Annotated in this window: 6 protein-coding genes; 1 reads left to right on the plus strand and 5 read right to left on the minus strand. The window is 45.6% G+C overall.

Annotated elements, in window-relative coordinates:
- Nucleotides 1-4: 4 nt before the first annotated feature.
- The 5 genes from ATG71_RS16250 to ATG71_RS16270 all read right to left on the minus strand — a co-directional run bounded on the left by ATG71_RS16250 (nucleotide 5) and on the right by ATG71_RS16270 (nucleotide 10401).
- Nucleotides 5-997, minus strand: a complete 993-nt coding sequence (locus ATG71_RS16250) for an ABC transporter ATP-binding protein (RefSeq protein ID WP_098440520.1) — start codon at nucleotides 995-997, stop codon at nucleotides 5-7.
- An 18-nt stretch (nucleotides 998-1015) separates the two neighbouring features.
- On the minus strand, nucleotides 1016-1666 hold the full coding sequence (locus ATG71_RS16255; RefSeq protein WP_098440522.1) for an ABC transporter permease: 651 nt from the start codon (nucleotides 1664-1666) through the stop codon (nucleotides 1016-1018).
- A 193-nt stretch (nucleotides 1667-1859) separates the two neighbouring features.
- Nucleotides 1860-3818: a carboxypeptidase regulatory-like domain-containing protein gene (locus tag ATG71_RS16260; RefSeq protein WP_098440525.1), complete on the minus strand. Its 1959-nt coding sequence runs from the start codon at nucleotides 3816-3818 to the stop codon at nucleotides 1860-1862.
- On the minus strand, nucleotides 3812-9400 hold the full coding sequence (locus ATG71_RS16265) for a beta strand repeat-containing protein (protein ID WP_098440528.1): 5589 nt from the start codon (nucleotides 9398-9400) through the stop codon (nucleotides 3812-3814). Before ATG71_RS16265 ends, ATG71_RS16260 begins: the two co-directional genes overlap by 7 nt.
- A 128-nt stretch (nucleotides 9401-9528) precedes the next feature.
- Nucleotides 9529-10401, minus strand: coding sequence for a TetR/AcrR family transcriptional regulator (locus tag ATG71_RS16270; protein WP_098440531.1), 873 nt, complete (start codon nucleotides 10399-10401; stop codon nucleotides 9529-9531).
- Nucleotides 10402-10615: 214 nt separating this feature from the next.
- Between ATG71_RS16270 and ATG71_RS16275 the strand changes: the two genes are divergently transcribed.
- On the plus strand, nucleotides 10616-13675 hold the full coding sequence (locus ATG71_RS16275; RefSeq protein ID WP_098440534.1) for an efflux RND transporter permease subunit: 3060 nt from the start codon (nucleotides 10616-10618) through the stop codon (nucleotides 13673-13675).
- Nucleotides 13676-13719: the final 44 nt, after the last annotated feature.

Here is a 13719-nt window from a genome sequence, read left to right on the forward strand (position 1 = left end):
CGAATCACCCTTTCTGAACCGCGTTCGATTTTCCTTTGATTTCGTAATGAAGGTACTTCTGAACAAGATCGATGGTAATCGCACCTAATTTAGCGCCCTTATCGTCCGTCACGATGACTTGATCAGCTTCCTGATTCAGGAGCATAGACAACGTATTTCTGAGATCATGCCTCACATTGATGGTCTTCGTATCAGGAATCGCTTCATCAAAGTCTGCCAGCCCTATAATATTTTTCAAATCGGATATGGTATGGAGACTGAGGCTCTTTATGGCACGGTCTTTTCCGAAGAACTCATACACAAAGTCACTCTTAGGGCGTACAAGCATCTCTGAAGGAGTATCATACTGCATGATTTCCCCTCCACGTAATAAAACGATCTTGTCTGCCATCTTGATCGCCTCATCGATATCATGACTTACAAACAAAATGGTTTTCTTCACTTCCCGTTGAATCTGCAGGAATTCATCCTGTATCTTCTCACGGATGATCGGATCGAGTGCCCCGAACGGCTCATCCATCAACATGACGGGAGGATCTGCTGCCAACGCACGAATGACGCCGATTCTTTGCTGCTGTCCTCCGGATAATTCATGGGGGTATCGTTTCCCGAATTTATCCCCGTTCAGCCCGATCATTTCCATCAACTTGTTAAAACGTTCCTTTTTATCTTTCTTTCCCCACCCTAACATGTCAGGAACGATCATGACGTTCTCTTCTATCGTCATATTCGGAAAGAGTCCGTTGCTTTGGATGACGTAACCAATTTTCCTCCGAAGCTCAATCTGGTTTAATTCCATTGAATCCTGTCCGTCGATAATGATTTTCCCATCGGTTATCGACTCCAATCGATTCACCATCCGTAATAAAGTCGTTTTCCCGCAGCCCGATGGTCCAAGCAGTACGACGATATGACCTTTTTCCACGGTAAAGTCGACACCTTTAACCGCTGTCACACCGCCATCGTATATCTTGGTAGTCTGATCAAATGTAATCATCTCTTCACCTCTTTCACTTTATGCAATGCTTTTTGGAGTATAGCGTTTTTGTATCCATAACAAAATGGCGTCAGCGATCATGGCAAGTATCGCAACTGCAACAGATCCGCTGATGATCAGGTAATTGTCACCTCTGGAAATCCCTTGAGTGATAAGGACACCAAGTCCTCCTGCACCTATATAAGCTGCGATCACTCCAATTCCGATATTCATGACGACAGCTGTCCGGATTCCTGCCATTATAACCGGAAAGGCATTTGGAATTTCGACTCTTAACAGTCGCTGGTGGGTCTTCATCCCGACTCCCTTTGCTGCATCGCGCATCTCGGGACTCACGTTCCGGATCGCTGTATATGTATTCCGTATGATCGGTAGCTGAGAATAAAGCACAAGTGCCACAAACGCAGGAACAAAGCCAATTCCCTGATTGATGATAGAGAATATCGGAATCATCACTCCAAATAAGGCAATACTCGGAATCGTCAGCATGACAGAGGCAATCTGCAACACCGTCTCAGCAAGATAATCGTTTGTCGTTAAATAAATTCCCAAAGGTACCCCGATTAGTAAAGCGACGATGATGGCAAGACCCACCAGAACCGCATGCTCAATCGTCAGATCAAGAATCCGAGGTGCATTCACCTCAAGAAATTTCATCCATTTGTCCACAGGTACACCCTCCTTTATCTATGTATTTTTGGCCAAAATAAAAGTCGTCCAGGATCTTGTTTAATCCTGACGACCCACGGAATTAGTATTACCGTAAAATTGCGCCAACATTCTTATACCCTTCTTGTCGAAATTTAAAACAATTTGTCAAAAGAAAAGGTGCCCTCCCTTGGAGAACACCTCGTCATTTTAATTAACACAAATCATCTTCTTCCACGTGCTCTACCACTGTCCTTGGTGCACAAAAGGCGCCCAGCACTTCCACTACGACAGGGTTCAGTATTTCAACTTCCAGGCATGCAATGAACTGAAGCTGCACCTGGTCAAGGGTTAAGCTTCCCGCCTTTTCCCGACATTTAAAATCTACAATGGAACAGTTGACATTCCCTGCATCCATTCCTTCGGGTAGACACACACCAATTACTTTATCAAAATAGACAAGTACTTCCATCGAACAGTATTCGTCTTTATCTGTTATGGAACCCACCGTTACAAGAAGTACCGCTTCCCCCCTGATTTCAACATTACCCGGGGTCCCTTTTTCAAACGAAATCAGGGAGCATCTAGGTTGGGCAGAAGGACTAAGCTGACATTGAACATGTATGCCCTCTCCCCTTTCAAGTAATTCATTCACCAGTACCCTACAGTCCGGTGATAGTCCGACGACTGCTGTTGAGTTATGAGTGGCAATGACCCAATCATATACCTTTTCTACAGAAATGCATTCAGGTCTGAGGTTAGAAGGAGTTGGTGGTATGATACCCCCCAGCTGGACGTTCAGCAGCCTATTCTCCCCTTCAGCTAAAACGATTGTTACTTCTTCAACAGGATAACCCGAAGCGGTGAATCTGATGACGTACGTTCCAGGAGGTAAGCCTGTCAGGATATAAAAGCCTTCCGGATCGGTTAAAGTAGAACGAATCGGCACTCTTGATCCTATTGGGAAGATCTGTACAAGCACTTGTGAAATTGGCTGACCTGTTTGACGATCTGTCACTGTCCCCCTAACGCTTGCAGGATTTCCTGCTAATAAAAAATTGAGAGTGCTCGTCGTTCCTCTTGTGAGTGTGACTGATTGTAACTGAGTTTGATATCCCGTTGCTCTAACGACTGTGACAACCGTTCCTCCTGGAAGTCCTGATATTGTATAGTTTCCGTTCATATCCGTGAGTGTTACTCCCAGAAGGGTTCCATCAGGGGCGAAAACCTGGATGAGTGCATTCTCAATTGGAGACAGTGTTCCAGCCTCCCTCACATTCCCTGTCAGGGTGGCGGGGTTCGATTCCAGTGTTGCATTAAGAATCACCGTTTCTCCTCTACTCAATGTAATCATGACCGTCTGACTTACATAGCCGTTTGCAGAGAAAATGACATTGTAATCGCCAGGGGCAAGACCTGAAAGAATGTAATTCCCTTCCTGATCGGTCAACGTGGATGCTACGATAATCCCACTTCCGCTAATGACTGTTATGACTCCTGCACTTTGGATGGATTCTCCGGTATTCGCATCCGTCACCCGTCCTCTAATGGTGGCTGGTTGTCGACCCAGTTCTACATTCAACGTCTGGACTTCACCATTTGTAAGGAAGATTCTAAATACTTCACTAGAATAACCTTCTGCCGAGAAGACCACCCGGTATTCCCTCGGATCCAACCCGGTAAATTCATACTCACCAGAACCGTTGGTGAGTACAGAAGCTATGGGAATCACTGTTCCAATCCTGAAGACTTGAACCAGGGCGGATTGAATTGCCTGGTTGTTGACAGCATCACGCACTGTTCCTCGCAGAGTTGCCGTTTGATCAGATAAGCTGAAATTTAGGTTTTCCGTTTCACCAGGTGATAAGGTGATGATTGCAGTCTGATCTCCGAATCCATCTGCGCCTGCGATGACGGTGTACTGACCTTGTGCCAAACCGGTAACGGCATAAAATCCATTATCGTCTGTCAACGTACTTGTTATGAACACTCCGTTCGAGTTAAACACCCTTACCAGAGCCCCTGCTATCCCGACGGCTGTCTGTGCATTTCGCACGTAGCCGGTAATTTCCGCAGGATTAGGGTCAAGATCGGCATTTACCGTTTCAGTTCCATTGGGTACAAGGATGACCGGTATGACCTCAGTTGCATATCCGTCTGCTGATATCACCACATTATAACTGCCTTGGGTGAATAGGTTCCATCGTTTGATGTAATGATGCTTCCAACCACGATGTCTGTATTTGGAATGACCACCTTTATCAAAGCCCCGCTGATTGGTTCAAGAGTTTCGGCATCCCTTATAGTCCCCTGTACCGTAGCAGGGAAAGGGACAAGCGATATATTGAGCTCCTCACTGTCACCAGGGTCCAGGAACACCGTGTTCACACTGATGGCATAGTCTTGAAGCTGCGCCTTTACATCAAATGTCCCCTGAGGAAGTCCTTCAATCAAGTAATCTCCGTTTTCGTCTGTAAGGACACGCCTTACCAAAATGTCTGTTCCACTAAGATAAACCTCGATGATGACTCCTGTCAAAGGAGATCCGTCAATGGCATCCACTACTGTTCCACTGAGGGTTGCTGGATTGGCAAGTAAGTAGAAATCAAGCAAGGTAATGGTATTTGGTTGGATATTCGCTTGTTGGAGCAAGGATTGATAGTTCGTGTTTATGGCGGAAACGGTATAGCTACCTTCAGCCAATCCCGATATGAAGTAGCTCCCGTTAACAGAAGTTTGGACGGTGGCCACCACGGTTCCCTGATTATTAATGACCCGGACTAAACTGTCTGTTAAGGGTTGCGACGTCTGTGCATCTCTTACCGTCCCCGTCAATGATCCCGGATTAGGGGTAAGGAGTAGTTCGACATTGGTTACTCCTCCACTCGTTACTACTGCTGAAACAGCTGAAGTTCCGTAACTCGGACTGCTTCCCACCAATACATAGACCAAAGGGGAAAGACTAGTAGTCTGGAAAAATCCACTTGAATCAGTAATCGTGGTGAATATGATCGGACCCGTTCCAGAAAGCTCACGAACAACTACGGTTGCTCCGGCTATTGGAATTAGAGTAACAGAGTCCCTCACAAATCCTTGTACGATGCCAGGGTTGGGACTTAAAGCAAAACTCAGGAAGCTGGTTTGATCAGATGTAACGATTGCGCCTGCCGTCTCCGGACCAAATTCTGGCGCATTGGCCACAACGGTATAGACTCCAGGGGTGACTCCGGAAAAGGTGTACTCCCCATTCTGATTTGAAAGAGTGGTTTGGACGAGAACATTTGTGACATCATAAAGTTGGATGACAGTGTCAGGGATTGGGCTACCGTTTGCTAGATTGGTAATGAAGCCTTGAATCTGTCCAGGATTTGGAGAGAGACTGAGTTCAGCAAAGAGTATATCCCCAGGTCCACCGATAACCGACTTGGTATCAGTCCCAAACGTTGCTGCATCCGCAGTAATATTCAGTGTTCCGATTGGCAATGATGTGAAGGTGACGAACCCGTTCATATCCGTGATTCCAGTAGCAATCGTGATATTATTGGAGTGACGAATGGTGACCGTCGAGCCCGCAATAGGGGTCGATGTGTCCTGAATCAAGACCTGTACCGAAAGAGTGACCGGATTTGCTGCTAAGACATTGGTGACGGTTGTGGTTTGATTGGATTGAATGATCGCCGAAACAGTGGATGACGAATAGTTAGGAGCCGAGGCAGTAACGAAATACGTGCCGGGTGCGAGTGATGGAACTGCATAAGTACCATCAGAGTTTGCAAGGAAGCTTACAACAAGTATGTTGTTTTCATTGAATACTGAGATTTGAATGCCATTACCGGTAATCGGATTTCCATTTGTATCCTCCACAATTCCTGATAGCGTGCCCGGGTTCTCCCCTAATGCAAGATCCGCTCGGGTAGATGAGTCACTTTGGACGATGGCACCGATTTGCTCTGTAGTAAAATTCAATTTTGATGCCGAAACGATATACGATCCGGGAGCCAGACCGCTGACAGAATAGTTCCCAAAGACGGATGTAGTTGTCGAAACCACAGGGATCTGGGAAATCCCGTCTATAATGACTACGGTTGCACCTGGTATCGTATCCCCAGTGGAAAGGTTTGTTATCTGTCCATTAATACCTCCTGGATTCGGGACAAGGGAAACGTTGACACCTGTTAAATCCTCCCCAATCCCAAGATTAATCCCTGTAATGGCCTGCCCAAATCCCGGGGCCTTGACTACAACTGTAAAAGAGCCACTTGGAAGATTCCCTATAATATAGTGACCGGATGCATCTGTAAATCCAGTACCAATCAGAATATTATTTTGATCAAACACCTGTACGGTTGCATTTCCTATTTCATTCCCCAAATTATCTGTCACAAAACCGGACACGGATCCCGGATTAGGACTGAGTGTCAAATCGAGGGACGATGTTTGGCCAGCCAGGACCGAAACCCCTGCCTGTGCAGTGGAATAATTTGGAGCTGAGGCCGACACTGTGTATGTCCCAGGCGTCAAGTTATTAAACGAGAATGTCCCATCTTGATTAGCAACGACAGAATCAATCAGGATATTATTGACATCCCTTAATTGGATGAGTGTGTTTGAGGCGACGGGCGTAACCGTCCCTGTGATCCTACCTGGATTTGGCAGCAAGGTAACCGTTACGGGCGTGGTCTGCCCTGAGGATACGAGGGCACCCACTGTACCGTTCTGAAAATTGGCAGCGAATACGTTCAATGTATAGTTATCCGGGGCAAGGCCATCCACAATAAAAAGCCCGTTTGAATCCGTGAGTACCGTCGTAATCAGATTTCCTGAGCTGTTGACAATATTAACACTGGCACCAGGGATCGGGGTGCCTCCCGGACTATCAACGACCGTTCCCGTTATCCCTCCCGGATCAGGCTGCAGGGCTAGACTGCCATCAACCGTTTGATTTGACACAACTTGCACAGTGGCAGCGTTCGTCTGAAAATCCGGTGCCGATACTACGACCGTATAGACTCCCGGTGCCAATCCATTCACGACATATTGACCTTCATTGTCGGTTAATACCGTTGCGATGACCGCTCCACTGGAGTCCACTACCCTCACCTGAACGTTTGCACCAATGATCGGGGTCCCCGTTTGGGCATTGGTTACATTTCCTGAAATGGATCCTGGATCAGAGGCTAAATTAAAGTTCACTATGCTAGTGACATTGGATGTGATAGTCACGCCTTGAGCAGCTGTTTGATAATTGGCAGCTGCAGCAACAACCGTATAATTTCCTGGTGCAAGGTTCGGAACCGTGTATGATCCATCAGTTGCCGTCACAGTAGTGGCAACGATAATACCTGTTCCTGTGCTGATTTGAACAGTGATGTCCCCCCCTGCTATTGGATTATTATTCGAATCCCTGACAAATCCGGTCAACGTACCGGGATTTTCATTTAATGTGACATTTAACGTAGTGGTTTGACCATTTTCAATCATGGCAGCAACCGTTTCCGTGGTGTAATTTGGCGCACTTACAACAACGGTGTAACTTCCTGGAGGGAGGCCGGACACCATGTATTGACCATTTGTATCTGTCACCACCGAACTAATTTTGATATTGTTCTGGTAAACCGTTACCATAGCCCCTGGGATCGCTGCAGCATTGGGGTCCTGAACAATACCAACCAGGGCACCCGCAAGCCTGGATAAGGTTACATTTACGATGGTGGCAGTATTCGAGATAACGACAGCACCGAGGGTCTGGATCGCATAGCCGTTTGCTGTAAACAAGAGAGAATATGAGCCGGGAATAAGGCTGGTGAAAGAATATTGACCACTACCATCCGTCGTGGTACTTGCTATGATAACACTTTGACTATTGATCGCCTGAACGGATGCACCCGGGATTGCCGTCAAGGTGTCGGCGTCGGTGACGGTTCCTTGAATGGAACCTGGATTTGGTTCAAGGAAGAGGTTGGTTACCGTGGTATTTCCTGCGGTGACCGTTGATGAGACCGTCGTGGAACCATAATTGACAGCAAAGGATCTGACTCCATAGGTTCCAGGAGCCAAATTATTGAAGGAGTATTGACCAGTGCCATCTGTCGTTGTTGAAGCGACGAGCACCCCATTGGAGTCCAAAAGTTCCAAATTGGCAAATGGGATTGAATTATTGGTTGAAGCATCACGTACCGTACCAGATATTGCACCTGGATTGGCAATCAGTATGAAATTGACCACTGATGCCTGATTAGGCTCTGTCATCACTGCTCTGGTCTGTGATTGGAATCCTGCAGCTACGACAGAAACATTATAAAGTCCTGGTGTTACATTGGAAAAGGAATAGTTACCGGCTATGTCGGTGGTCGTGCTGTCGACCACTGTACCGGAATTATTGAGAAGCTGGACATTAGCGTTAGTAATGGCACCACCATTAGAGACGTTCCCTGATATCGTACTCGGCTGAGGTACGAGAGCAATATTTGCCGTTGTCGAAGCCCCTGAAGCTGCGGTGGCATTGGCTGTTCCCGTAACATAATTCGCTAACGCTGCCTGAACGGTATAATTCCCCGGGACCACATTTGTGAACGAGTAGAACCCACTTGAGTTTGATTGAGTTGTCGCAATGACGCTCATCCCCTGAAGAAGGGAAACGGTAGCGTTCTGGAGTACCAACCCAGTTGACTGATCCGTAATGGTCCCATTGATGGTAGCGCTTTGTTGTACGTTTATCGTTACCACTGAAGTATTGGATTGAATAGTGTGACCCGAAGAAGAATCCACACCTGATGCCTGTACTCGATCTAAGTTTCTCGATCCACTGGTCGTAAAGGCACCACTCAATGAAAATGTCAATGTAGCAGTAGCACCAGGGTTTAGGTTTCCGATGTTCCAGGTCAGTAATTTAGTGGCCGAGTTGTACGTGGTAAGCCCTTGCGAAGTCGTATTAACCACAAAACCGGTTACCTGATCGGGACCGATGATGTCTTCAAGAAATACTGATGTCGCTTGTGACAGTCCGGTATTTGAAACGGTTACAGTACCTGTCCAAGTTGCCTGCTGGCCAAGGACGACGGTTTGGGGTCCGGAGTTCCTTACCTTGTTGGTTGCGAGCTTAGCCCTGATATCCGCCTGAGCCGGAGTGACAGGGTCAGACAAAGCATTAGTGAAAGAAAAACCTTCACTCGTCCTTAATGAATCTTTATTATAGTTATTGGAGTTTGCCGATGAAAAGTATACGGCGCGAATCGAAGAGGATGCGTTAATCCCCAGGAAAGAGAATACTGTACTCGCCGGAAGGAACCAATCCAGAAAGAAATCCTGATTCCCCCCGATGCTTGAATCCGCAGGCGTCACCCTGGCAAAGTCAAAATTGGTGATGGCCTGGGAAAAGTTCGGGTTCCCCCCACCCGTCCCTTCTGCAGGGTCATTCCAGGAATTGACCAATTTTACCGTATTTTGAATCAAACTAACTCGATTATTCAACCCATCTACGTTGAATAACCAATCATACGTACCCGTCACACCTGTTGTGTTGATTAATACCCCCCATGAAAAATTTCTGAAGCCTGTCAATTGATTATTACGCGGATCCCCGTTCACCATTAATCGGAAATAAACATTCGTTCCATCATATGCGAAGAAGCCTGCAGGGAAAGTTGAATTCCCTACAATATCCGTAGATATGGGACTTTCATCTCCTAAGACGTCAAATAAGGGTGTCCCCCCGACTAAAACCGGGGTATATTGTGCATTACTGGGAAATGCCATAAAAAAACCTCCTTTAAAAGATATGGTCTCTATTATGGTATTTATGGGATAGGAGTTTTGTCTTACCGAATGTCCAGTAAACGCACAGAATACTATGTTTTTTTATCATCAAAAAAGCTCCTCCCCATTCACTCGGGAAGGAGCTGTTTTTCTAACTCTTCAGCTTCCACTCTTATACCTTCCGTATCCATTAATAACCGGAATAATCCTTTCAAGACCAATTTGTCGGGCTCCGATCCCCTGCATTCCCCTGAAATCCGGTTCGCTATGTCCATATAATAACCACTATTATTCATACCCTTGATCTTCCCATACAGGGACTTCCAAGCTTTCTCCCTTTTCTCGAACGATATGAACGCACCTTCCTTATCCATACTGACAGAAAAAGATTTCATCATGTCATCATTCAATTGCGGAGAACTTTCTCCACTTAGGAAGTCATGTGCAAGAAGAGTAATCTGCCTTACCAAGTGTCTCCCAAGTCTTGAGGGGTCAAGGGTATCATCCTGAGAAATCATCAGCATCATATAAGACGCATAGATGGATTGGGTCATCCACATCAGATCCCATTTGTACGGCCTGATTTCCTCCCCGTATACCTCGAGGAGATTTTGTTCAAGCCAGCTGAATAGACGCCCCCTCATACGATGCTCCATAGCCGCCAGTTTTTCACTATTTTTAGCGGACTCCCCTCGCATGTGCATCTTCATATAAGACTTGTACTCCAAAATCCCTTCGAATTGTACTTGGAACTGTTTTGCAAATCTCTCTATAGGAGGCAGATTCCCATCCAGCCCTACAACGAATGCCCGTTCAAATACAAGCTGTTGATAGTGCTCGTAAATAGAAATGATCAAATCTTCCTTTGATTGAAAATATGAGTAAAGTGAGCCTTTTGATATGCCGACACTTTCGGCGATTTGCTGCATGGACGTCTGATTGTAACCGTGGGCTCCGAAGAGTTCCACAGCTGATTCGAGTATTGCATTCCTTTTATCCATTTTCTACACCTCTATATCCAGTGAAAACTTTCCCTTTATCATTTTAACCAAACTCAGTAAAAATGAGAAGAGCATTATTTCTTGACTAGATGATTATTTTAGGTAAAATGACTAGTGAGTCAACTAAATATATGACTGATATATCAATGATTCTATACTTCTAAAAATGAACAAATGACCCACAAGTCAACTATTACCAAAGGAGGATTACACCATGTTAAAAGCTATTTTAAATCGATCGAAAATTGTCCTGATCTTTATTTTATTATTTGTGATCATCGGAATTTTCACCTTTATTCAATTGCCACAACGGGAAATACCGGAAACGAGTGTCAATATCGGTACGGTAACAACTGTTTACCCCGGGGCTACCGTTGATTCCGTTGAAAGGACCATTACAAATCCAATAGAATCCTCTCTCCAATCAATCGGGGGCATTAAAGAAATCAGCTCTTCTTCTGCAGCAGGTTTCTCTACTATTATTGTAGAGGTAGAAGATGGGGAAGACAAAAAAGAAGTGTTCGGGGATGTGCGCCAAGCTGTCTCTGATGCATCAACCTCGTTTCCTGAAGAGGTATTCGACCCAGAAGTCAATGAATCCACTGTCAAAATGCCCATCGTTTCTTATCATTTAGTCAGTGATAATAAGGAATCACTCCTTAAGATGGACGATGAGGTAAACAGATGGAAAGAGGAAGTAGAGGACTTATCCGGTGTTTCAAGTGTTACGGTCAAAGGTCTTCCGGAAGAAGAAATCATCATTGAATTAAAGAAAGAGGAACTCAAGGCTTCAGGGATGAATCCCTCTTCTGTTATGAAGTCCATCAATGAAGAGTATTACCCTACTCCACTCGGAAAGCAGGAAGTGGATAATGAAGTTGTTCAACTGACTGTAGATCATTTCACTACCTTAGATGAAATGAAGGAACTATTTGTCGGGAAAAACCCCAAAGGCGAATCGATCTTACTCGGAGACATTGCCAATGTGAGCGTCTCCCCTAAAGAAGTCAAAGATATTGTAACCTTTGAAGGTAAGCCTTCTATATCATTTACTGCATTTGTACAGCCCGGTGAGGATATCCCAACGGTCGACGAAAGAGTCAGTGACAAAGTCGATGAATTGTCGGATACCCTGCCAGCGGATGTAGAGCTTGTACCTTACTATTCTCAAGCCTCCACTGTAACGGACATTTTCGATGGTCTGTTTAAGTCCCTTGCTATTTCCGTTGTGGCTGTTATCCTGACTACAGCTCTTGGGCTGACGATTTCAGGTGCTTTTGTAGTGGCACTTGCCGTACCGATTTCCGTATTAATGGGATTAATTCCCCTCCCATTTGCAGGAGTGGATCTCAATCAGATTTCGGTCATCGGGGCGATCATTGCCCTCGGGATCCTCGTGGATGATTCCATCGTTGTAAACGATAATATCCAACGCAGATATAAACTCGGGGACGGTGCGCTTATGGGCGCCATTACCGGTGTAAAGGAAATATGGGTGTCAATCGTGACTTCCTCCCTTGCCATTGTATTCACCTTCCTTCCGCTCATATTCTTATCGGGCGGAAACGGAGCGTTCATCAGGGCTTTACCGACAGTCTTGATCACAACCATCATTGCATCCACATTGGTTGCCCTGATTTTCGTACCAATCATGAGATACTTTCTTTATAGCAAAACAAAGAAAAAAGTTTCCGATGCCCCTGGGCTCTTGGGAAAACCATTAAATAAGATCGCAGATTTCTATGCCGATACAGTGCTGAAGAAATTCTCGAAAAGGCCGTTTGTCGCCTCTGCCCTTGGCCTCGTCTTCACGACTGCGATCTTTGGTCTGATTGCTCTGACACCTTTTGAATTCTTCCCGTCTGCCGATCGTGAAGAAGTGACAGTCGATGTAACGTTACCGATTGGTACGCCAATCGAAGAAACATCCAATACTCTGGAAGAAATAGAAAAGCTTTTAAAAACAGACGAAGGTGTCTATGAAACGTCTTCCTTTGCAGGTACAGGATTACCGAATCTGTTCAACAGTTCACTATCCAATTCAGGTCAAAATACAGGTCAATTGGTAGCAAGGGTGGACCGAAAAAACCAGACTGCCCAAGGATTGATCGATGAATGGACAGACAAATTGCGAAAAGAGTACCCTGAAGCAAAAATTTTCATGGAAACAATCCAGCAAGGTCCACCGGCAGGGGCTCCTGTCACGGTGACTGTTACAGGTCCGGATATGGATCGATTAATTCAGCTAAGGGATACCATTTCTGATAAAATCAGTTCGTTGGATACCGAACTAGTCGTTGATAATGTTGGGAAAATGGAACCTACGATCGTGTATGAGCCTAACCGTGAGAAACTTGAAGAAAATGGTATCACGATTAATGATGTCAGCCAGCAGCTGCGCTTGGCTACTGACGGCATTCCGATGAAATCATTTGATAATGGTGTGACAAAACGCGATATGACTCTCCTACTGGAAGGAAATGAAGGTGAAGTCGATCTTTCTTCCCTGGAAGTTCCGGCTGAAGCGGCAAACCCTGCCGGACCACCGAAGTTGGTTTCACTTGATGAGCTGGTGACTCCTGAGAAGAAGGAAGAGCTTCAACTCATCCCTCATAAGGATGGAAATCGTGCCATTACGATACGCGCCTTCCCTGGTGAGGACGAAAATTATAAAGAAAATGTACAGGAAATCGTGAAAGAAGTCAGGAAGGATCTTGATGACAATAACTACTCCATTTCATTAGGCGGAGAAAATGAAGCACAAAATGATTTCTTCGCAGAAATCACCATCCTGTTTATCATCGTGATTTTCCTTGTGTATTTATTAATTGCGCTTCAGTTCAATTCTTTATCTCTCCCATTCCTGGTGCTGGTTGCTGTATACCTTGCGATCGCAGGTGCGATTCTCGGATTATTTGTCACTCAGACTCCGATCAGCTTCCTTGCCGTGATGGGAATGGTTTCCCTGACAGGAATCGTCGTACGGAATTCAGTCGTGTTAATTGAGTTTATCGAACAGGGATTACAAAGTGGAATGAGTGTGAAGGAAGCAGTCGTTGAATCTGGTCGTACACGACTTCGCCCTATCCTGCTCACCGCCCTTACCTCGATTGTCGCACTGGTTCCAGTGGCAGTCAGCGGCGATGCTCTATTCACCCCATTGGCCGTCACCATCATATCAGGTATTTTGTTCTCAGCTGTATTGACGCTGATCATCGTACCGATGATGTACATGGTCTTCCACCGATTCAGAAGAAAAAAACGAGAAGCCTAAATTACAACATCCAGAGGGGAGACATAGTCTCCTCTCCTTTTTAT

Source organism: Bacillus sp. es.034 (assembly GCF_002563655.1).
GTDB lineage: Bacteria > Bacillota > Bacilli > Bacillales > Bacillaceae_B > Rossellomorea.